General features: G+C 59.5%; 18 protein-coding genes. 10 read left to right on the top strand and 8 right to left on the bottom strand.

Going from position 1 to position 21924, the window contains the following annotated elements:
• Complete coding sequence (locus K0F88_RS13545) at positions 1-1773, bottom strand: N-acetylglutaminylglutamine amidotransferase (protein ID WP_219095368.1); 1773 nt, start codon at positions 1771-1773, stop codon at positions 1-3.
• A 199-nt stretch (positions 1774-1972) separates the two neighbouring features.
• Positions 1973-3952 (bottom strand): bifunctional tRNA (5-methylaminomethyl-2-thiouridine)(34)-methyltransferase MnmD/FAD-dependent 5-carboxymethylaminomethyl-2-thiouridine(34) oxidoreductase MnmC, encoded by a 1980-nt coding sequence (mnmC, locus tag K0F88_RS13540; protein WP_219095367.1) that lies wholly within the window; start codon positions 3950-3952, stop codon positions 1973-1975.
• A gap of 281 nt (positions 3953-4233) precedes the next feature.
• Here mnmC and pap point away from each other — a divergent pair, with 281 nt between their 5' ends.
• Together pap and K0F88_RS13530 are read left to right on the top strand one after the other, a co-directional pair.
• Positions 4234-5757, top strand: coding sequence for a polyphosphate:AMP phosphotransferase (gene pap / locus K0F88_RS13535; RefSeq protein WP_219095366.1), 1524 nt, complete (start codon positions 4234-4236; stop codon positions 5755-5757).
• 102 nt (positions 5758-5859) lie between these two features.
• Positions 5860-7044 (top strand): thiolase family protein, encoded by a 1185-nt coding sequence (locus tag K0F88_RS13530; protein ID WP_219095365.1) that lies wholly within the window; start codon positions 5860-5862, stop codon positions 7042-7044.
• A 138-nt stretch (positions 7045-7182) separates the two neighbouring features.
• On the opposite strand, the gene K0F88_RS13525 is transcribed toward K0F88_RS13530, so the two are convergent.
• The gene (locus tag K0F88_RS13525; protein WP_094468451.1) at positions 7183-7377 is read right to left on the bottom strand and encodes a DUF6316 family protein; all 195 of its coding nucleotides are present in this window, start codon (positions 7375-7377) and stop codon (positions 7183-7185) included.
• A 211-nt stretch (positions 7378-7588) separates the two neighbouring features.
• Here K0F88_RS13525 and K0F88_RS13520 point away from each other — a divergent pair, with 211 nt between their 5' ends.
• Positions 7589-8548 (top strand): DMT family transporter, encoded by a 960-nt coding sequence (locus K0F88_RS13520; protein ID WP_219095364.1) that lies wholly within the window; start codon positions 7589-7591, stop codon positions 8546-8548.
• 130 nt (positions 8549-8678) lie between these two features.
• On the opposite strand, the gene K0F88_RS13515 is transcribed toward K0F88_RS13520, so the two are convergent.
• Positions 8679-10073, bottom strand: a complete 1395-nt coding sequence (locus K0F88_RS13515; protein WP_219095363.1) for a class II fumarate hydratase — start codon at positions 10071-10073, stop codon at positions 8679-8681.
• A gap of 192 nt (positions 10074-10265) precedes the next feature.
• Between K0F88_RS13515 and K0F88_RS13510 the strand changes: the two genes are divergently transcribed.
• The 7 genes from K0F88_RS13510 (at position 10266) to K0F88_RS13480 (ending at position 18135) form a co-directional block, all read left to right on the top strand.
• Positions 10266-10796 carry a DUF2059 domain-containing protein gene (locus tag K0F88_RS13510; RefSeq protein WP_219095362.1) on the top strand — a complete coding sequence of 177 codons (531 nt, stop codon included), beginning with the start codon at positions 10266-10268 and terminating at the stop codon, positions 10794-10796.
• A gap of 12 nt (positions 10797-10808) precedes the next feature.
• Entirely contained in the window at positions 10809-11108 is a 300-nt protein-coding gene (locus tag K0F88_RS13505; RefSeq protein ID WP_052964137.1) for a BolA family transcriptional regulator, read from the top strand.
• A 198-nt stretch (positions 11109-11306) separates the two neighbouring features.
• A complete protein-coding gene (locus K0F88_RS13500; RefSeq protein ID WP_109633750.1) occupies positions 11307-12248 on the top strand; it encodes a rhodanese-related sulfurtransferase in 942 nt (313 codons plus the stop codon).
• 39 nt (positions 12249-12287) lie between these two features.
• Positions 12288-12890 (top strand): DsbA family protein, encoded by a 603-nt coding sequence (locus K0F88_RS13495; RefSeq protein ID WP_219095409.1) that lies wholly within the window; start codon positions 12288-12290, stop codon positions 12888-12890.
• Positions 12883-14700 carry an ABC transporter ATP-binding protein gene (locus K0F88_RS13490; protein ID WP_219095361.1) on the top strand — a complete coding sequence of 606 codons (1818 nt, stop codon included), beginning with the start codon at positions 12883-12885 and terminating at the stop codon, positions 14698-14700. The genes K0F88_RS13495 and K0F88_RS13490 overlap by 8 nt, the downstream gene beginning before the upstream one ends.
• 135 nt (positions 14701-14835) lie before the next feature.
• The gene (locus K0F88_RS13485) at positions 14836-17295 is read left to right on the top strand and encodes an EAL domain-containing protein (RefSeq protein WP_094468443.1); all 2460 of its coding nucleotides are present in this window, start codon (positions 14836-14838) and stop codon (positions 17293-17295) included.
• Positions 17296-17373: 78 nt separating this feature from the next.
• On the top strand, positions 17374-18135 hold the full coding sequence (locus K0F88_RS13480; protein WP_374039717.1) for a TenA family transcriptional regulator: 762 nt from the start codon (positions 17374-17376) through the stop codon (positions 18133-18135).
• A gap of 140 nt (positions 18136-18275) precedes the next feature.
• Here K0F88_RS13480 and K0F88_RS13475 read toward each other — a convergent pair whose 3' ends face one another.
• From K0F88_RS13475 to ubiG, 4 genes are all read right to left on the bottom strand, one after another.
• A complete protein-coding gene (locus K0F88_RS13475; protein ID WP_219095359.1) occupies positions 18276-19202 on the bottom strand; it encodes a GGDEF domain-containing protein in 927 nt (308 codons plus the stop codon).
• 374 nt (positions 19203-19576) lie between these two features.
• Positions 19577-20317 carry a YciK family oxidoreductase gene (locus tag K0F88_RS13470; protein ID WP_219095358.1) on the bottom strand — a complete coding sequence of 247 codons (741 nt, stop codon included), beginning with the start codon at positions 20315-20317 and terminating at the stop codon, positions 19577-19579.
• A 177-nt stretch (positions 20318-20494) separates the two neighbouring features.
• Positions 20495-21166 carry an N-acetylmuramic acid 6-phosphate phosphatase MupP gene (mupP, locus tag K0F88_RS13465; protein ID WP_219095357.1) on the bottom strand — a complete coding sequence of 224 codons (672 nt, stop codon included), beginning with the start codon at positions 21164-21166 and terminating at the stop codon, positions 20495-20497.
• A gap of 4 nt (positions 21167-21170) precedes the next feature.
• On the bottom strand, positions 21171-21869 hold the full coding sequence (gene ubiG / locus K0F88_RS13460; protein WP_219095356.1) for a bifunctional 2-polyprenyl-6-hydroxyphenol methylase/3-demethylubiquinol 3-O-methyltransferase UbiG: 699 nt from the start codon (positions 21867-21869) through the stop codon (positions 21171-21173).
• Positions 21870-21924 lie beyond the last annotated feature (55 nt).

The following is a 21924-nucleotide window of genomic DNA, read 5'->3' as shown; positions in this document are numbered from 1 at the left end:
TCAGATTCCTTGTTCACTGAGCCACAGGTTCAGGGCCGCCAATTGCCACAGCTTGGAGCCGCGCAACGGGGTCAACTGGCCTTGCGGATCGGTCAGCAGGCGGTCAAGCATGGCCGGGTTGAACAGGCCGCGATCCTGGCTTGGATCGAGCAGCAGTTCGCGCACCCAGTTCAACGTATCGCCCTGCAAATGCTTGAGGCCCGGCACTGGAAAGTAACCTTTCTTGCGGTCAATCACTTCGCTTGGAATCACCAGCCGCGCCGCCTCTTTCAGGACTTGCTTGCCACCGTCCGGCAGTTTGAATTTGCCCGGGACCCGGGCCGACAATTCCACCAGGCGATAGTCGAGAAACGGTGTGCGCGCTTCCAGGCCCCAAGCCATGGTCATGTTGTCGACGCGTTTGACCGGGTCGTCCACCAACATGATCGTGCTGTCCAGACGCAGGGCTTTATCCACTGCCGCCTCGGCGCCGGGCTGTGCGAAATGTTCCTTCACGAAGTCACCGGCAGCGTCATTGGCCGTCAGCCATTTCGGTTGCACGGTGGCGGCGTAATCCTCGTAGCTGCGGTCGAAGAACGCATCGCGATAAGCTGCGTAAGGATCGGCGGCGCCATCGACTTGTGGATACCAGTGATAACCGGCGAACAACTCGTCCGCACCCTGGCCGCTCTGTACCACTTTGCAATGTTTGGCCACTTCCCGAGACAGCAGGTAGAAGGCGATGCAGTCATGGCTGACCATCGGCTCGCTCATGGCGCGGAACGCCGCGGGCAATTGCTCGATGATCTCGCTCTCATTGATGCGCAGTTGGTGGTGCTGCGTGTTGTAGTGCTTGGCGATCAAGTCCGAATACTGGAACTCATCACCTCGTTCGCCGCCGGCATCCTGGAAACCGATGGAAAAGGTCGACAGGTTTTCCACGCCGACTTCACGCAACAGCCCCACCAGCATGCTCGAATCGACACCGCCCGACAGCAGTACGCCGACGTCCACGGCCGCACGTTGACGGATCGCGACCGCGTCGCGGGTGCTGTCGAGTACACGGTCACGCCAGTCTTCGAGGGTCAGGTTCATCTCGTCGGCGTGTGGGCCGTAGGGCAGGGTCCACCAGGTTTTCTGTTCGGTGGTGCCGTCTGCTTCGATGCGCATCCAGGTCGCGGGTGGCAGTTTTTCGATACCGGCCAGCAAGGTGCGCGGCGCGGGAACCACCGCGTGGAAATTCAGGTAGTGATTGAGCGCCACCGGATCGAGGATCGGGTTGATATCACCGCCCTTGAGCAGCGCCGGCAGCGCCGAGGCAAAACGCAGGCGCTGGCCGGTGCGCGACAGGTACAACGGCTTCACACCGAGACGGTCACGCGCGATAAACAGGCGCTTGGCGTCGCGCTCCCAGATGGCGAAGGCAAACATGCCATTGAGTTTCGGCAGCAGCGCTTCGCCCCAGGCGTGATAGCCCTTGAGCAGCACTTCGGTGTCACCGCCGGAATAGAAGGCATAACCAAGGCTTTCAAGCTCGGTGCGCAGCTCCGGGAAGTTGTAGATCGCGCCATTGAAGGCCAGGGATAAACCCAGTTGGTTGTCGACCATCGGCTGCGCCGATCCGTCCGACAGGTCCATGATTTTCAGGCGACGGTGGCCCAGGGCAATCGGCCCCTGGCTGTGAAAGCCCCACGCGTCAGGGCCGCGAGGGGCCAGGTGATGGGTGATTCGTTCAACGGCTGCAAGGTCCGCAGGTTGATGATCAAAGCGTAACTCGCCAGCTAATCCGCACATAAAGTCCTTACCGGTTTTTCCGTTGGGGAGGGTCAATCGATACCCGGCCAAAACGCCAGGTACTCAGAAACTGACCCGGTGGGATCGTGGGAGTTTTAGATCGATAAGTAATAAGAGGGAATGTGCAGGGAGGCGCCTTCTGCAGAAAACGCCGGGCCACAGGCAATACAGGGATAGTTTAAACAGTGAGAAGGCGGATTCATTTACCCCGGATCAGTCGTCGCAAGGCAAAGCGGTTCGGGTGACACGCCTCGGCCACGGGTCTTGGTAATGGCAGCGGTTCGTTGTCGAGCCAGGCGGCCAGCAACTCGCCTGATAGCGGCGCGGTGATCAGCCCTCGTGAACCGTGGCCGCTGTTGACGTACAAGCCGTCCAGCCATGGGCAAGGGATGTCCGGCGTTTGCCGGGCATCCTTGCTCAGGGCGATGTAGGCGTCGGCGAAGGCCTGGCTGTCAGACAAGGGGCCGACAATCGGCAGGTAGTCGGGGCTGGTGCAGCGGAACGCTGCGCGACCTTCAAGTGCCTCGGGTTGCAAGGCGTCTGCGCCGAGTCGGGCGACCAGGTCCACCGAGATTTCCTCGAGCATTTGCAGGTTGCCGGCATGCTCTGCTGTGGTGGGCGTCAGGTCGTCGTTGTTGAAATCAAAACTTGCACCCAGGGTGTGTTCACCCAGGCGGGCCGGTGCGACATACCCTTCGGCACATACCACGGTGCTCAGGCTCTGGCTTGCAGGTGTTTGGGGCAGGCGGGTGATCTGTCCGCGAATCCGTTTGAGCGGCAAGTCGCTGCTGAAGTCGAAACGCTTGATCTCGGCAGCACCGGCCAGCACCACCACCGGCGCGTTGGCCAGCAGTTTGTGACCCTCCCACGCTTGCCATTGCCCCTGCACACGGCGCAGTTCCAGTACATCGTGATGGGTATGGAGCCGGATTTTCGGATGCGCCGCTTGCCATGCGCACAGGGCGGGTGGATGCACCCAACCGCCTTCCGGATAAAACAGGCCGCCCGATTGCAACGCGATGCCTGCGCGTATCTGTGCGTGTTCCTGATCGAGTGTGTGCAGCAAATCCTCGGGAAACGCCGCCGCCAGTTGTGCCTGACGTTCGGCTTCCTTGGCGTTGAAGGCCAGTTGCAGCACGCCGCAATCGTCCCAGTCGACGCTGCGTTGCAAATGCTCCAGCAGGCGCCGGGTGTGACCGAAACCACTGACAATTAACTGTGACAAGGCCGTGCCATGGGCCGACAGCTTGAGGTACAACACGCCCTGTGGATTGCCCGATGCTTCCTGTGCCAGCGCATCGTGGCGCTCCAGCAAACTGACTTGCCAGCCCCGTGCCGCCAGGCTGGCGGCGGTGGCGCAACCGGCCAGTCCTGCGCCAATCACCAAGGCGTGACGTTCGCCGGTCAACGGCGTTGGGCGGGCAAACCAGGGTTTCGCAACGACAGGCGTGGGGGTTTCTGCAGGCCAGCCCAGAAACACACCGCGCAGGATTTCCCATTTGTGACCGATGCCGGGCGTGCGCTTCATCTTGAAACCCGCCGCGTTCAACAGACGGCGCACCCAACCGGTGCTGGTGAAGGTGCTGATGGTCGAGCCGGGCGCGGCCAGGCGTGCCAGTTCGGCAAACAGTTCGGCGGTCCACATATCGGGATTTTTCGCCGGGGCAAAACCGTCGAGAAACCACGCATCGATCTGCGCGTCCAGTTGCGGCAATTGCTCCAGCGCATCGCCGATCAGCAACGTCAGGGTCACACGACCGTTGTCCAGGACCATTCGCTGGAAGCCTTGATGGATCGCCACGTATTGCGCCAGCAATTGATCGGCAAACGGCTTGAGCTCCGGCCATAACGCCAACGCACGCTGCAGGTCTGGCTGGCTCAGCGGGTATTTTTCGACACTGACAAAGTGCAGTCGCGCACCGGCCACGGCGTGCTGTTCGAACAACTGCCAGGCGCAGAGGAAATTAAGTCCGGTGCCGAAACCGGTTTCGCCAATGACCAGTCGACCGCCGTCCGGCAACGCGGCGAAGCGTTCACGCAAACCGTTCTGTTCGAGGAATACGTAGCGGGTTTCTTCAAGGCCTGACTTGTCCGAAAAATACACGTCGTCGAATACCCGTGAATACGGGCGACCCTGGTCGTCCCAGTCGAGTTGGGCGTGAGGCAATACAGGTTTCATGGCAGGCTCGGCAACGGCAAGGCGGCCATTCTAGCTGATCGACGTGGCGATGCTTGCACGACCGCCGACTCGCAGAAAATCCTGTAGCAGCTGCCGAGGCACGAGGCTGCGTTGCGTGTCCGCAGGACCGCCCTAGAGGGCCGCGGGCCGCTGCGCAGCCCAACGCAGCCTCGTGCCTCGGCAGCTGCTACAGGGAACAGTGGTTGCGGTGAAGAAATGGATTCTTCCACGCAAAACAACTCAATCCGCTAGTCTTGCGCAATCAGGAAAGGGAGCCGTCCATGTTCGAATCTGCTGAAATCGGTCACGCCATCGACAAAGAAACCTACGAAGCTGAAGAACCGGCACTGCGTGAAGCGTTGCTCGAAGCGCAGTTCGAACTTCAACAGCAAAAGCGCTTTCCGGTGATCGTCCTGATCAACGGCATCGAAGGGGCGGGCAAGGGCGAGACGGTCAAGTTGCTCAACGAGTGGATGGACCCGCGACTGATCGAAGTCCGCACTTTTGATCAACAGACTGATGAAGAACTGGCGCGACCACCGGCCTGGCGGTACTGGCGGATGCTTCCGGCCAAGGGGCGCATGGGGATTTTCTTCGGCAACTGGTACAGCCAGATGCTCCAGGGCCGGGTCCATGGGCTGTTCAAGGACGCGGTGCTGGACCAGGCGATCAACCAGTCCGAGCGCTTTGAAAAAATGCTCTGCGACGAAGGCGCGCTAATTTTCAAATTCTGGTTTCACCTCTCCAAGAAGCAGATGAAAGCGCGCCTCAAGGCCCTTGCCGACGACCCCTTGCACAGTTGGCGCATCAGTCCGCTGGACTGGCAACAGTCCCGGACCTACGACAAGTTCGTGAAGTACGGCGAGCGCGTGTTGCGTCGCACCAGCCGCGACTACGCACCCTGGTATGTGATTGAAGGCGTGGATGCGCATTATCGAAGTCTGGCGGTGGGCAAAATCCTGCTCGACGGCCTGCAGAATGCCTTGAAGCGACCCACCGTTCATCCCGACAAGGTCAACGCGGCGCCGCTGCCGATCCATGTCGATCAGCTCAACCTGCTCGACAGCCTCGACTTGAGTCAACGCCTGGAAAAGGACGATTACGAAGAACAACTGATTACCGAGCAGGCGCGATTCTCGGGTCTGATGCGTGACAAGCGCATGCGTCAACATGCCTTGATCGCGGTGTTCGAAGGCAATGACGCGGCGGGCAAGGGCGGGGCGATCCGGCGAGTGGCCGCGGCGCTCGATCCTCGCCAGTACAGCATCGTGCCGATTGCCGCGCCGACCGAGGAAGAACGGGCGCAACCGTATTTGTGGCGTTTCTGGCGGCACCTGCCGGCCAAGGGCAAGTTCACGGTGTTCGATCGATCCTGGTATGGGCGCGTGCTGGTGGAGCGCGTCGAAAACTTCTGCCCACCGGCGGACTGGCTGCGGGCCTACAGCGAGATCAATGATTTCGAAGAGCAGATTTCCGAGTCGGGTGTCATCGTGGTCAAGTTCTGGCTGGCCATCGACAAGGAGACGCAACTGGAGCGATTCCAGGCGCGGGAAGAAATCCCCTTCAAGCGTTTCAAAATCACTGAAGACGACTGGCGCAACCGGGACAAGTGGGACGCCTACCGCGCGGCCGTCGGCGACATGGTTGACCGCACCAGCACCGAAATCTCGCCGTGGACCCTGGTGGAGGCCAATGACAAGCGCTGGGCCCGGGTCAAGGTCCTGCGCACGATCAACCTGGCGTTGGAAGAAGCGTTCGAGAAGTCCGACAAGCACGACAAGAAGGCCAAAAAACGCCAGTCGTGAGCCGATGGTTACGCATACGCGGGGTGAATGATTGTCGCGGTCGGTTATGGGGTGGACATATGCTCGGTCCACTCTCAACCGACAACAACAATGAGGTATGCCATGCGTGAAGTGGTGATCGTCGACAGCGTGCGGACCGGCCTGGCCAAATCCTTTCGCGGCAAATTCAACCAGACCCGTCCGGATGACATGGCGGCCCATTGTGTCGATGCCTTGTTGGCGCGCACCGGCATCGACCCGGCCAGCGTTGAGGATTGCATCGTCGGTGCGGGCTCCAACGAGGGCGCCCAGGGTTTCAACATCGGTCGCAACGTCGCGGTGTTGTCGCGTCTGGGCATCGGCACCGCGGGCATGACCCTCAATCGGTTCTGCTCGTCGGGCTTGCAGGCGATCGCCATCGCTGCTAACCAGATCGCATCGGGTTGCAGCGACATCATCGTGGCCGGTGGCGTCGAATCCATCAGCCTGACCATGAAAAGCGTCAACACCGATAACCTGATCAACCCGCTGCTGAAAGAGCAGGTGCCTGGCATCTATTTCCCGATGGGCCAGACCGCTGAAATCGTCGCGCGCCGTTACAGCGTCAGTCGCCAGGAGCAGGATCTGTACGCACTGCAAAGTCAGCAGCGCACGGCTCAGGCTCAGGCTGCTGGATTGTTCGATGATGAAATCGTGCCGATGGCGGTGAAGTATCGGGTTGAAGACAAGGCCACCGGTCAAATCCAGATCCTCGACGGGATCGTCGACCGCGACGATTGCAACCGCCCGGACACCACGCTGGAAAGCCTGGCCGGGTTGAAACCGGTGTTTGCCGAAGACGGTTCGGTGACGGCGGGTAACTCGTCGCAACTGTCCGATGGCGCTTCGATGACGCTGGTCATGAGCCTGGAAAAAGCCCTGGCGCTGGGTCTCAAGCCCAAGGCGTTCTTCCGTGGTTTCGCGGTGGCCGGGTGCGAACCGGACGAGATGGGCATTGGTCCGGTGTTCTCGGTACCGAAATTGCTCAAGGCCAAGGGGCTGCGGGTGGCCGACATTGATCTGTGGGAGCTCAACGAAGCGTTTGCTTCGCAGTGCCTTTACAGCCGCAATCGCCTGGAGATCGATAACGACAAGTACAACGTCAATGGCGGCTCGATCTCTATCGGCCACCCGTTTGGCATGACCGGCTCGCGTCAGGTCGGGCACATTGTGCGTGAGTTGCAGCGGCGCAACTTGCGGTATGGCGTCGTCACCATGTGCGTTGGGGGCGGGATGGGTGCGACGGGGTTGTTCGAAGCGGTGCGTTAAATGCCTGAGGTTTTACAGCGACTTTGAATTAGCCATCGCGGGCAAGCCCGCTCCCACAGTGATTGGCGGCGTTCACAAATATTGCGTACGCCACAAAACCTGTGGGAGCGGGCTTGCCCGCGATGCAGACGCCTCGGTCTAACGGCGGGCACCCGAAAGCTGCATCCGCTCGATATAAGCCTGGATCTCCCGCTCTGCCACCTGCGGATTATCAAACGGCCCCTCCAGCGTGTTTTCCCGGGTGCTGAAATACAGTTCCCCATTCACACGACTCACCCGGTCGCAGCGAAAGTGCGTGGCGGGGGCGGTGTCCTGGGCGCGCATGCCGTACATGGCGGGTCTCCTGAAGGATGTTCCGGTTGGCGGATTCAATGAGCTTATGCATGAACCACTTGCGGCGCCTGACCAACTGATCGACGGCACATCGCCAATTTAATGATGCGACCTGCACAGTTTCATTCGCGGCCCGTCGCCAACTGTCCCTGTGTCGGGCCGGGGTCTGCGCCTAGAATGGTGTTTCTTGCCATCTGGCTTTGGGGTTCGCATGCACATTTCATCCGGTCGCTGGGTTTACGGTCTGTTCCTGGCCTTGTTGACCGCGGTTCTGTGGGGAATCCTGCCGATCAAACTCAAGCAAGTCCTGCTGGTGATGGACCCGGTGACGGTGACCTGGTTTCGCCTGACGGTGTCCGGTGGCTGCCTGTTCATCTACCTGGCGGCGACCCGCCGCCTGCCCAGCCGCAAAGTTCTCGGTCCCCGTGGCGGCTGGCTGGTGTTGATGGCGGTGCTTGGCCTGGTCGGCAACTACGTGCTGTACCTGATGGGCCTGAACCTGCTCAGCCCCGGCACTGCGCAACTGGTGGTGCAGATGGGCCCGATCATGTTGCTGATCGCCAGCCTGTTTGTGTTCAAGGAACGGTTCAGCGTGGGGCAGGGGATTGGTCTGCTGGTGCTGCTGATCGGTTTCGCGCTGTTCTTTAATCAACGCCTGGCCGAGTTGTTGACCTCGCTGACCGATTACACCGCCGGCGTGTTGCTGGTGCTTCTGGCCTCGACGGTCTGGACGTTTTACGCGCTGGGGCAGAAGCAATTGCTGACGGTGTGGAACTCGTTGCAGGTGATGATGGTGATCTACCTGTTCTGCGCGCTATTGCTGACGCCTTGGGTGCATCCGCTGGAGGCGCTGCAGTTGAGCCCGTTGCAAGGCTGGCTGCTGCTGGCGTGCTGCATGAACACCTTGATCGCCTACGGCGCCTTTGCCGAAGCGCTGGCCCATTGGGAAGCTTCACGGGTCAGTGCGACGTTGGCGATTACGCCGTTGGTGACGTTTGGCGCGGTGGCCGTGGCGGCGTGGGCATGGCCGGAATATGTGCATGCCGAGACGATCAATGGCCTGGGGTATGGCGGGGCGGTGCTGGTGGTGGTGGGGTCGGCGTTGGTGGCCCTTGGGCCGTCGTTGATTGCCGGGCTCAGGGCGCGGCGGGTGCGGATGGCCGCCAGTTAGACCGAGTTATCGTTCTTCGCGGGCAAGCCACGCTCCCACAGGTTTTGTGTCGGTCACAATTTCCGTGAACGATACGAAACCTGTGGGAGCTGGCTTGCCTGCGATGGCGGACTAACAGTCACCACTGGATTCAGCCCTTGGCGCCAGCTTCCAACATATTCTCCGGCCTTACCCACGCATCAAACTGTTCATCCGTCAGGTACCCCAGCTGCAACGCCGCCTCTCGCAAGGTCAGCCCTTCGCTGTAAGCCTTCTTGGCAATTTCCGCCGATTTGTCGTAGCCGATATGCGGGTTCAGCGCGGTCACCAGCATCAACCCACGCTCCAGATGCTCAGCCATTTTCGCCGCGTCCGGTTCCAGGCCGGCGATGCAATGCTGCTGGAAGTTGCTGCAGCCATCGCCCAACAGGCGGATCGATTGCAGCAGGTTGTGGATGATCACCGGTTTGAACACGTTCAATTGCAAGTGCCCCTGACTCGCCGCAAAACCAATGGCGACGTCATTGCCCAAGACCTGGCAAGCGAGCATCGACAGCGCTTCACACTGGGTCGGATTGACCTTGCCCGGCATGATTGAGCTGCCCGGTTCGTTGGCCGGCAGTTTCACTTCGGCAAATCCGGCGCGCGGCCCGGAACCCAGCAGACGCAGGTCGTTGGCGATTTTCATCAGGGTCACGGCGAGGGTTTTCAGCGCGCCTGACAGGGTGGTCAGCGGCTCATGGCCGGCCAGCGCGGCGAACTTGTTCGGCGCGGTGACGAACGGCAGGCCGGAGAGGGCGGCCAACTCCGCAGCGATCGCTTCACCAAAACCGTGGGGCGAGTTCAGCCCGGTGCCGACGGCGGTGCCTCCCTGCGCCAGCTCACACACCGCCGGCAGCGCGCTGCGGATGGCCCGTTCGGCGTAATCCAGTTGCGCGATGAACGCCGAGAGTTCCTGGCCGAACGTGATCGGCGTGGCGTCCATCATGTGGGTACGGCCGGTCTTGACCAGTTTCATGTGCCGCGCCGCCAACTCGGCCAAGCCGCCGGAGAGTTCACTGATCGCCGGCAGCAAATGCTGCTGCACCGCCTGGGCGGCGGCAATGTGCATGGCGGTCGGGAAGCAGTCGTTGGAGCTTTGGGAGCGGTTGACGTGATCGTTGGGGTGAACCGGTGTCTTGCCGCCACGGGGGTTACCGGCCAGTTCGTTGGCGCGGCCGGCGATCACTTCGTTGACGTTCATGTTGCTCTGGGTGCCGCTGCCGGTCTGCCAGACCACCAGCGGGAACTGGTCGTCGTGGCTGCCGTCGAGCACTTCGTCGGCGGCCTGTTCGATCAGGCGGGCGATGTCGGCGGGCAGGTCGCCGTTGCGGTCATTGACCCGCGCCGCAGCTTTCTTGATCAGGGCCAGTGCGTGCAGCACGGCCAGCGGCATGCGTTCGTTGCCAATCGCGAAATTAATCAGCGAGCGTTGCGTCTGAGCGCCCCAGTAGGCCTCATCCGGGACTTCCACCTGGCCAAGGCTGTCGGTTTCGATACGGCTCATGATGCACACTCCTGTAGGTCGATAGCGCAGTTTAGGCCGTGATCGCCGGCCGTGGTTCCATCAGTCTGGATTTTGACCGTTCAACCCCTCTAATTCAGGCCCTGCAAGGCTTGGGGTTGAGTGACACACTTTTTTAGGTGCAGAATGGTCGCCCTTGGGGTAATGACCTCGCCTGCTAGAAAAGGAAACTCGATGACTCGTCTTCGTGCCATCTGTACCGCGGTTGCACTGGTTTGCGCCAGCGGCCCTGTTTTTGCCGATACCGCCAGCCACAACGCCAGTGCCGAAGCTTTCCTGACCCTGGCGCACGCTGACAAATTGGGCACTCCGGTGTACATGCAAGTGCAGCAAATGTTCGCTCAGCGCTTTGAACAGACCAAAGCCCCAGAATCGAAAAAAGCCTTGCTGGAAACCTACCAGGCCAAAGCCAACGCCGCGCTGGACCAAGCCATTGGCTGGAACAAGCTCAAGCCGGACATGGTCAAGCTCTACACCACCAACTTCAGCGAATCCGAGCTGAAAGACCTGGTCGCGTTCTACCAGTCGCCACTGGGCAAGAAAGTCCTGGAGAAAATGCCGCAGCTGACTCAGCAATCGGCCCAGATGACTCAAGCCAAGCTGGAAAGCGCCGTGCCTGTGGTCAACAAACTGCTGGCTGACATGACTAACGAGCTGGATCCTAAAGCCGGCGCTGCTGCTCCTGCTGCCAAGAAAAAGCCTTAAGCGGAGCCCGGTATGACCATGCAACAACGCATCGAATCGACGCTGGGTCTGTTACAGCCCGAGCATCTGCAAGTGCTGGATGAAAGCCACATGCACAGCCGTGGGTTGCAGACCCACTTCAAGGCAGTGGTGGTCAGCCAGCAGTTTGAAGGGCTCAACCGCGTCAAGCGTCACCAGAAAGTCTACGGCACGCTCGGCGAGCTGATGGGCGAGTTCCATGCGTTGGCGCTGCATACCTACACGCCTGAAGAATGGGCACAGATCGACGCGGCCCCGGCCTCGCCGACTTGTGCTGGCGGTAGCAAGCATTGATGTGATGGGCTGTTGTGATGAAGGCTTTTGTGGCGGGGGGGGCTTGCCCCCTCACCACAGTGGTTTGTGCCAAGCCTGCAACTCGCAGTCCTAAAACCACACCATTTTTGCTAGAATCCGCAACGCGCCGCTCACCCGGCGCGTTTTTTTTTGAATCCGGTTCACCCCTTACGAGGGTAGCCACCTGGAGAAACACCCATGACACAACAGATTGTCGTGGCGGCACTGTATAAGTTCGTCACTCTGGAAGATTACGTTGCCCTGCGCGAGCCACTGCTGCAAGCCATGGTCGACAACGGCATCAAAGGCACGCTGCTGATCGCCGAAGAAGGCATCAACGGCACCGTGTCCGGCAGCCGCGAAGGCATTGACGGGCTGATGGCCTGGCTCAAGAACGACCCGCGCATGGACGACATCGACCACAAAGAGTCGTACTGCGACGACCAGCCGTTCTACCGCACCAAGGTCAAACTCAAGAAAGAAATCGTCACCCTCGGCGTCGAAGGCGTGGACCCGAACAAAAAGGTCGGCACCTATGTCGATCCACAGAACTGGAATGCGCTGATCAGCGACCCTGAAGTGCTGTTGATCGACACCCGCAACGATTACGAGGTCTCGATCGGCACTTTCGAAGGCGCCATCGACCCGAAAACCACCAGTTTTCGCGAATTCCCCGACTACATCAAAGCCCATTTCGACCCGGCCGTGCACAAGAAAGTCGCGATGTTCTGCACCGGCGGCATTCGTTGCGAGAAGGCCTCGAGCTACATGCTCAGCCAGGGTTTCGACGAGGTCTATCACCTCAAGGGCGGCATTCTGAAGTACCTCGAAGAGGTGCCGCAGGAAGAAACCAAATGGCAGGGCGACTGCTTCGTGTTCGACAACCGCGTGACGGTGCGTCATGACCTCAGCGAAGGCGACTACGATCAATGTCATGCCTGTCGTACCCCGGTGAGCGTGGAAGACCGTGCGTCCGAGCATTACGTGGCCGGCATCAGTTGCCCGCATTGCTGGGATACGCTGAGCGAGAAAACCCGTCGCAGCGCCATTGATCGGCAGAAGCAGATCGAACTGGCCAAGGCGCGCAACCTGCCTCACCCGATCGGCTACAACTACAAGCAAACTCCTTCAGAGGCTTGAACCATGTCTGCCCAACGCCTGCTCTATGTGATGGACCCGATGTGTTCCTGGTGTTGGGGCTTTGCGCCCGTCGCCAACGCGCTGGTCGAGCAGGCGCAGGCCGCAGGGGTGGACGTGCATCTGGTGGTGGGTGGCTTGCGCACCGGCAGCGGCTCTGCATTGGAACCGACTACCCGGCGCTACATCCTTGAGCATTGGCAGGCCGTGACCGAAGCGACCGGCCAACCGTTCAAGCGGGAAGGGGCGTTGCCTGAAGGTTTTGTCTACGACACCGAACCTGCCTGTCGGGCGTTGGTGACAGCACGATACCTGGCGCCGGATTGCGCGTGGAAACTGCTCGGGCTGATTCAACACGCGTTCTATGCCGAAGGCCGAGACGTCACCCACGCCAGTGTCCTGGTCGAATTGGCCGAGAAAGCCGGCCTGCCGCGCATCGAGTTTGCGGCCGCGTTTGACCGTGCCGATCAGCACGCCGCGACCGCTGCCGATTTCACCTGGGTCCAGGACCTCGGCATCGCCGGATTCCCAACGCTGTTGGCCGAACGTAATGGTCAACTGGCGTTGTTGACCAATGGTTATCAACCCTTGAGTGAATTGTCGCCATTGCTCGGCCGTTGGCTGGAGCGCGCTGCCTGTGCCTGACCTGCCCGATGACACGCCAGCTCCCAAGCGTGTCGATCGGCTGAGTTGGGCTGAAATCCGTCGCTTGGCCCTTCACCATAAAAAATCCCTGTGGATCGCCAATGGCGTCGCGGTGTTGGCCACCCTGTGCAGCGTGCCGATTCCGTTGCTGCTGCCGTTGCTGGTGGACGAAGTGCTGCTGGGGCATGGCGATTCCGCGCTGAAAATCATGAACCACGCGTTGCCGGAAGGCTGGCAGAAAGCGGCGGGCTACATCGGCCTGATGCTGCTGGTGACCTTGTTGCTGCGCTGTGGTGCCTTGCTGTTCAACGTGGTGCAGGCGAAGTTGTTCGCGGCGCTGGCCAAAGACATCGTGTATCGCATCCGCATACGGCTGATCGAACGGCTCAAGCGCATTTCTCTGGGCGAATACGAAAGCCTGGGCAGCGGCACAGTGACCACGCACCTGGTCACGGACCTGGACACGCTGGACAAATTCGTCGGCGAGACACTCAGTCGATTCCTCGTGGCGATGCTGACGCTGGTCGGCACCGCCAGCATTCTGATCTGGATGCATTGGAAGCTGGCACTTCTGATCATGTTGTTCAATCCGCTGGTGATCTACGCCACGGTGCAACTGGGCAAGCGGGTCAAGCACCTGAAGAAGCTCGAGAACGACAGCACCTCGCGTTTCACCCAGGCCCTGACCGAAACCCTCGACTCGATTCAGGAAGTGCGTGCGGGTAACCGTCAGGGGTTTTTCCTCGGGCGTCTGGGGCAGCGGGCCCGGGAAGTACGCGATTACGCGGTGAACTCGCAGTGGAAGACCGATGCGTCGAACCGCGCCAGTGGCTTGCTGTTCCAGTTCGGCATCGATATTTTCCGCGCCGCGGCGATGCTTACCGTGTTGTTCTCCGACTTGTCCATCGGCCAGATGCTGGCGGTGTTCAGCTACCTGTGGTTCATGATCGGTCCGGTGGAGCAGCTGCTCAATTTGCAGTACGCCTATTACGCCGCCGGCGGTGCGCTGTCGCGGATCAACGAGTTGCTGGCTCGCGCCGATGAGCCGCAGTACCCCGGCGGTGTCGATCCGTTTCAGGGGCGGGACACCGTGGGCATCGAAGTTCAGGGCTTGAGTTTCGGATACGGCGACGAGTTGGTGTTGAACCAGATGGACCTGTCCATCGCGCCCGGTGAAAAAGTGGCGATCGTCGGTGCCAGCGGTGGCGGCAAGAGCACCCTGGTGCAGTTGCTACTGGGGTTGTACACGCCCCTTGCCGGGACCATCCGCTTCGGTGGCTCGACCCAGCAGGAAATCGGCCTGGAGACGGTGCGCGAAAACGTCGCCGTGGTCCTGCAGCATCCCGCTCTGTTCAACGATACCGTTCGCGCCAACCTGACGATGGGCCGTATACGTAGCGACGAGGCCTGCTGGCAGGCGCTGGAAATTGCCCAACTGAACCAAACGGTTCGAGAATTGCCTGATGGCCTGGACAGCATCGTCGGGCGTTCCGGCGTCCGTTTGTCCGGTGGCCAGCGGCAACGGCTGGCGATTGCGCGGATGGTGCTGGCCGAACCTAAGGTGGTGATTCTCGACGAGGCCACCTCGGCGCTCGACGCTGCCACCGAATACAACCTGCACCAGGCGCTGGCGCGGTTCTTGAGCAACCGCACCACGCTGATCATTGCGCATCGGTTGTCGGCGGTGAAACAGGCCGATCGGGTGCTGGTGTTCGACGGCGGGCAAATTGCCGAGGATGGTGACCATCAGCAGCTGATTGCCGAAGGTGGGTTGTACGCCAAGCTTTATGGCCATTTACAGCAGCATTAGTGACAGTTCGCGCCAGGTTGACGGCAAGAGTACGCAAAATATGGCCATTGGCTTGCCGGGAGCGAATACGCACCCTAGTCTAGCTGTAGCGATCACTTTGGATGATGATCTGGCAGTGCTAATGCAAGGGACCTCATGAAGCAAAAGCGGACTCTCGGAACCCCCAGGTTATTGGGCATCGTCTGGCCATTTATTGCCGTAGTGCTATTTCAAGCGCTATTGGGCGGGGTCAGTCTCTATGTGCTTTCGGCAGTTCGCGGCTATGTGGCCGGGGAGAGCCTGTGGTCGAAGGGCCAGAAAGACGCCATCTATTACCTCAATCTCTACGCGGACAGTCGCGACGGGGCCATTTTCCTAAAGTACCAGAACGCCATTGCCGTCCCCCAGGGGGGCCACGAGCTGCGTGTGGCGCTGGATCACCAACCACCGAATATCGAAGCCGCACGGGTGGCGATTCTCAAGGGTGGCAATCACCCCGACGACGTCTCAAGCGTAATCTGGCTGTACCTCAATTTCAGGCATTTCAGTTACCTTGAAAAAGCCATCGACCGCTGGACGGTGGGTGACGCATACCTGGTACAACTCGATGACGTGGCGCAAGAGATGCACCAGCGTATTACCGAAAATCAGGCGTCGGACGCCGACATCAAGCGCTGGAAAGACCAGATTTTTGCAATCAACGATGGTGTGACGCCAGCCGCCACAGCCTTCAGCGATGCCTTGGGCGAGGGGTCGCGCTTGATTCTGCGCCTGCTGCTGGTCACGAACCTGGCCACGGCCCTGGGCTTGATTGCATTGGCCCTGATGCGTACCCACAAACTGCTCAAGCAGCGCCATGCCTTTGCCGAGGCCTTGCAGTTGGAGAAAGACCGGGCGCAGATCACCCTGCAATCCATTGGCGACGGGGTGATTACCACGGATGTCGACGGTGCGATCGCCTACATGAACCCAGCCGCCGAAGCGTTGACCCACTGGAAAGGCGAGCAGGCCATCGGCTTGCCGCTGGCAGCCTTGTTCAATCTGCTGGATGACAACGCTCAGGCTGACGGTTTTACCTTGATCGAGCATATTTTGAGCGGTCAGCTCAGCGGCGGCAGCGAGCATTCCAAACTGATCCAGCGCCTCGATGGCAGCACCGTCTCGGTCACCCTGGTCGGGGCACCGATCCGCAACGCCGACAAGGTCAGTGGCGCCGTGCTGGTGTTGCATGACATGACTCAGGAGCGCCAGTACATCGCCAATCTGTCCTGGCAGGCTACCCACGACGCCCTGACCGGGCTGGCCAATCGTCGCGAGTTCGAGTATCGCCTGGAACAGGCGCTGCACAACCTGACCCGATACTCCGGGCGCCACGCCTTGATGTTCCTCGATCTGGACCAGTTCAAACTGGTCAACGATACCTGCGGCCATGCGGCGGGGGACGAACTGCTTCGGCATATCTGCGCGCTGTTGCAATCAGGCTTGCGCGAAGGTGACACCCTGGCCCGACTGGGCGGTGACGAGTTCGGGATTTTGCTGGAAAACTGTCCGCCGGAAGCAGCCGAGAAAATTGCCGAGAGCCTGCGCCATACCGTGCAGAACCTGCATTTTGTGTGGAAAGGCCGGCCATTCGTCACGACGGTGAGCATCGGGATGGTTCATGTCGCGCAAACCCCGACCACCCTCGAAGCTTCGCTACGTGCTGCTGATATGGCCTGTTACATGGCCAAGGAAAAAGGGCGTAACCGTGTTCAGGTGTATAACGCCGATGATTCGGAACTGTCCCTGCGTTTCGGTGAGATGGCATGGGTACAACGCCTGCACATGGCCCTGGAAGAGGATCGCTTTTGCCTCTACTCCCAGGAAATCGCGCCCCTTGGACACACCGAACACGGCGGCGGGCATATAGAAATCCTGTTGCGTCTACATGATGAAGCCGGGCGCATGATATTGCCGGACAGTTTTATTCCGGCAGCCGAACGTTATGGCCTGATGACCGCACTTGATCGTTGGGTGGTGCAGAACGTCTTCAAGATCATTGCCCAATGTATTGCCGAAGAGCGCAAAGGTCCTTTGGCCATGTGTGCGATTAATCTGTCAGGCACTACTATCGGAGATGACGCGTTTCTGGACTTCCTGAGGGAACAGTTTGTTGTTTGGGCCATTCCACCTGAAATGATTTGTTTTGAAATTACAGAAACCAGTGCCATTTCAAATCTGGGAAGTGCAATTAGATTTATCAATGAACTCAAAGGTTTAGGTTGCCACTTTTCGTTGGATGATTTTTGCGCCGGGATGTCCTCATTCGCCTACTTGAAACATTTACCTGTAGACTTCTTGAAGATCGATGGGAGTTTCGTAAAGGATATGCTGGACGACCCGATTAACCGCGCCATGGTAGAAGTGATCAATCACATCGGCCATGTCATGGGTAAGCGCACGATTGCCGAGTTTGTAGAAACACCCCAGATCGAGCAGGCATTGCTGGAGATCGGGGTCGACTTCGCTCAAGGGTATGTCATTGAACGCCCGCATCTGTTTACCTGCGATAGTTTGCAAAGTCGTCCTGCCAGGCCTCAACCTTTGTTATTCAAGGCGCCCGGCACGTTCCGTTGAAATCTCTTGCTGATCCTAACAATCACAATCAAAAGGAGCCCGACAGTGATCGACACATTCAACCGAACCGGACCACTCATGGAAGCTGCAAGTTATCCCGCATGGGCGCAACAGCTCATCAAGGACTGCAGCGAGAGTAAGCGCCGGGTTGTCGAACACGAACTGTATCAGCGCATGCGAGACAATAAACTCAGCGCAAAAACAATGCGTCAGTACCTTATTGGTGGCTGGCCGGTCGTTGAACAGTTCGCGTTATATATGGCACAAAACCTGACCAAGACTCGTTTTGCCCGCCACCCAGGTGAAGACATGGCGCGTCGTTGGTTGATGCGTAACATTCGTGTCGAACTTAACCATGCCGATTATTGGGTCAACTGGAGCCGGGCCCATGGTGTCAGCCTGGAAGACTTGCAGGCGCAACACGTTGCCCCTGAGCTTCACGCCTTGAGCCACTGGTGCTGGCACACCAGTTCGGCGGATTCGCTGATTGTCGCCATCGCCGCGACCAACTACGCCATCGAAGGTGCGACCGGAGAGTGGTCGGCATTGGTCTGTTCCAATGGTGTCTACGCGGCAGCGTTCCCGGAGGAAGATCGCAAGCGGGCCATGAAGTGGTTGAAGATGCACGCCCAGTACGACGATGCCCATCCCTGGGAGGCGCTGGAAATCATCTGCACACTGGCGGGCATGAACCCGAGCAAATCCCTGCAAGTGGAATTGCGCGAGGCTGTCTGCAAGAGCTACGACTACATGCACCTGTTCCTGGAGCGCTGCATGCAGCTGGAACATTCGGAAAAGGCTCCGGTCGCGCGTGAGCGCATGGCATTGGCCGAAAGCTGATCCATAGGTAATACAGGCAAAAAAATGTGGGAGCGAGCCTGCTCGCGATAGCGGACTATCAGTCAACATCATCGTTGAATGTCAGTCCGCCTTCGTGAGCAAGCCCGCTCCCACATTAGTTATGTGGCTCAGCTGAAGTTTTAACCCGCCATGGCCAACCGGTTACGCCCTTCGCGCTTGGCGACATACAGCGCGCTGTCGGCCCGACGCAACAAACTATCGGCAGATTCACCGGGCAGCAGGGTCGAGCAACCCAGGCTGACCGTCAGTTCGATCATATTGCCATCGGCCTTGTAGTTCTGCGCCTGCGCCGCAAACCGTAGTCGTTCGCCGACCATGGCAGCGGCTTCCCGACTGGTGTTGGACAGCAGGATCAGAAACTCTTCGCCACCAAACCGGAACACCATGTCCACATTGCGCAGCTGGTTCTTGATCGAGGCTGCGACGCCCTTGAGTACGTCATCGCCCGCACTGTGGCCGAAATTATCGTTCACGTTTTTGAAGTGATCGATGTCCAGCATCAGCAGTGACAACGGCATCAAGTGGCGCCGCGACATCTCGATTTCACGCTGCAAGGTCTGGTCCATGGCGATGCGGTTGCCGGTATCGGTCAACGGATCGCGCAATGCACTTTGCGTCGCCGCGCGGTAGAGCAGGGCGTTACGCATCGGGAACAGCAAAGCGGACAACAACGATTCCAGATTGCCTTGTTCGTTTTCGCTGAATCGCTGATTGCGGCGGAACACCAGTTCACCCAGGTTCTCGCCTTCATGACTGAGGCTATAGGACACTGAATGATGGCCGCGCTGACCGAACTCCAGCCGCAAGTCACTGGCCGGGTGCTGATAATTCAGCGCATCCAGCGGCACGAGGCGCTGAATCTCGCGGAAGAAAAGTCCGAGGATGCGTTGTGGCTCAAGACTGGTTTGCAGCTGCTGGCCGAGTTGCTGGCGCAATTGTGCAAGGCTGAATGGCCGCTCCAGAATGGGAGGTTGCTGACCAAAGCCCAGGCGTTGCAATTTGGCGCTGTCGAAGTCAATTGCGTTGGTCTGGGATGGTGATTTCATATGGCGTGAGCCCCTAAGCAGTAAGGCTGTCTTACAGGCTGGGTGAGAGCGGCTTTGGGCTGCGCGTCATACTGGTCCATCAGTCCCGTAGGACATTTGGCGCAAGTTTAGTCCGCTTTGCCGAAGATTAGTAACCTATCGACTGAGGCGTCTGCCCGATTGCTTTCACACGGCGTGTCTGAGCAAATTTAGAGCGAAAGTCATGCCAATGAGTTCATTTTGATTAAAAGCTTTCAAAATCAACATTTTGAAAAATTTTTCGTGAGTTACTGCCGGATAGGGTGACGGCGATTTGACTGAAACGGCTGCAGTTACGACACACTTTGAGCGCCGCGCCGGGAACCCGGCGCGATACAAAAAGCGACGTGCGGTTGTTACTGAGCGTTGAAAGCCTGGCCATTGATGCCCGCACTGTCCGGACCCATCAGGTACAGGTAGACCGGCATGATCTCTTCAGGCGTCGGGTTGTTCAGCGGATTTTCACCTGGGTAAGCCTGGGCGCGCATGCTGGTGCGGGTGGCCCCCGGGTTGATGCTGTTGGAGCGTACCGGCGCCACGGTGTCGACTTCGTCGGCCAAGGTTTGCATCAGGCCCTCGGTGGCAAACTTGGATACGCCATAGGCGCCCCAGTACGCACGACCCTTGCGACCGACGCTGCTGGAGGTGAACACCACCGAAGCGTCCTGGGACAGCTTGAGCAGGGGCAGCAAGGTGCTGGTGAGCATGAACATGGCGTTGACGTTAACGTGCATGACGCGCATGAAGTTTTCGCCGGACAGCTGCTCGATCGGCGTGCGCGGACCAATGATCGACGCGTTATGCAGCAAACCGTCGAGGTGGCCGAACTCGGTTTCGATCATCGCGGCCAGCTCGTCGTATTGATGAGGCAGGGCAGTTTCCAGGTTGAACGGTATCACTGCGGGTTGTGGATGCCCGGCCGCTTCGATTTCGTCATAGACCTGAGTCAGATTGGCTTCGGTCTTGCCCAGCAGCAGTACGGTTGCGCCATGGGCTGCGTAGGTTTTCGCAGCCGCAGCGCCAATGCCGCGACCTGCGCCGGTGACCAGGATGACCCGGTCCTTGAGCAATTCAGGGCAGGCGGAATAATCAAACATAAAAAACCTCGACTAAAACAAAAACAGATCGCGGCGCGGCCATCGCGGGCAAGCCCACTCCCCCAAGGATTGAAGGTGTTCACACATTTCGTATCCACCAACAAAACCCTGTGAGAGCGGGCTTGCCCGCGAAGGCGTCAGCATTCACACCACATCCCCAGAGACTGGAACCAGCTCTCAACAGCTGCAGAGGGCGCTATCCAGCACCTTGCGCAACTCCAGTGGATGATCCACCACCACATCCGCCCCCCAATGCCGCGGGTTGTCGTCCGGGTGAATGTAGCCGTAGGTCACCGCCGCGGTTTTGGTGCCGGCATCGCGGCCGGACTCGATATCGCGCAAATCATCGCCCACAAACAGCACGCTGGCCGGGTCCAGGTCGAGCATCTTGCACGCCAGGATCAACGGCTCAGGGTCCGGCTTGCTGTTCTTGACATGATCCGGGCAGATCAGCAGCGCCGAGCGCTCGGCAAGCCCCAGTTGTTGCATGATCGGCTCGGCGAAGCGCACGGGCTTGTTGGTCACCACGCCCCAGATCAGGTTGGCCTTCTCGATGTCGGCCAGCAGTTCGCCCATGCCGTCGAAGAGTTTGCTGTGAACCGCGCAATCCTTGAGGTAACGCTCAAGGAACTCCAGGCGCAGCTCTTCAAAGCCCGGGGATTCCGGGTCCATGGAGAAGGTCACGGCGACCATCGCCTTGGCACCGCCGGAAATCTCGTCGCGGATGTGCTTGTCGTTCACCGGCGGCAAGCCGCGATCGGCGCGCATCGCCTGGCAGATGGCGATGAAGTCCGGCGCGGTGTCGAGCAGCGTGCCGTCCATGTCGAAAAGGACCGCTCTGATACGCATCGGCTTACTCCTCGCGCAGGGTCTGGATCATGTAGTTGACGTCCACATCGGCCGCCAGTTTGTAGTGCTTGGTCAGCGGGTTGTACGTCAGCCCGATGATGTCCTTGACGGTCAGGCCGGCCATGCGGCTCCAGGCACCCAGTTCGGAAGGGCGGATGAATTTCTTGAAGTCGTGAGTGCCCCGTGGCAGCAACTTCATGATGTATTCGGCACCGATGATGGCGAACAGATACGCCTTCGGATTGCGGTTGATGGTGGAGAAGAACACCTGGCCGCCCGGCTTGACCATTTTGAAGCAGGCGCGGATCACCGAGGACGGGTCCGGCACGTGCTCCAGCATTTCCAGGCAGGTGACCACGTCGAACTGCTCAGGCATTTCCTCGGCCAGGGCTTCGGCGGTGATCTGCCGGTACTCGACACTCACGCCGGATTCCAGCTGATGCAATTGCGCGACCGCCAGCGGCGCTTCGCCCATGTCGATGCCCATGACGGTGGAGCCGCGCTGAGCCATGGCTTCACTGAGAATGCCGCCACCGCAGCCCACATCGAGGACTTTCTTGCCGGCCAGGTTGACCCGTTCGTCAATCCAGTTAACCCGCAGCGGGTTGATGTCGTGCAGCGGTTTGAACTCGCTTTCGCGGTCCCACCAGCGATGGGCCAGGGCTTCGAATTTGGCGATTTCGGCGTAGTCGACGTTGCTCATGGTTTAAATCCTCTAAAACTTGAAAAATCCTGTTGCCCCGGAATTCAGTCCGGGG

Origin of the sequence: Pseudomonas sp. UMAB-40 (genome assembly GCF_900095275.1) — a bacterium.
Taxonomy (GTDB): domain Bacteria; phylum Pseudomonadota; class Gammaproteobacteria; order Pseudomonadales; family Pseudomonadaceae; genus Aquipseudomonas; species Aquipseudomonas mandelii_B.
Note: the sequence above shows the minus strand (reverse complement) of the source record. Positions and strands in the feature narration are given on the sequence as shown.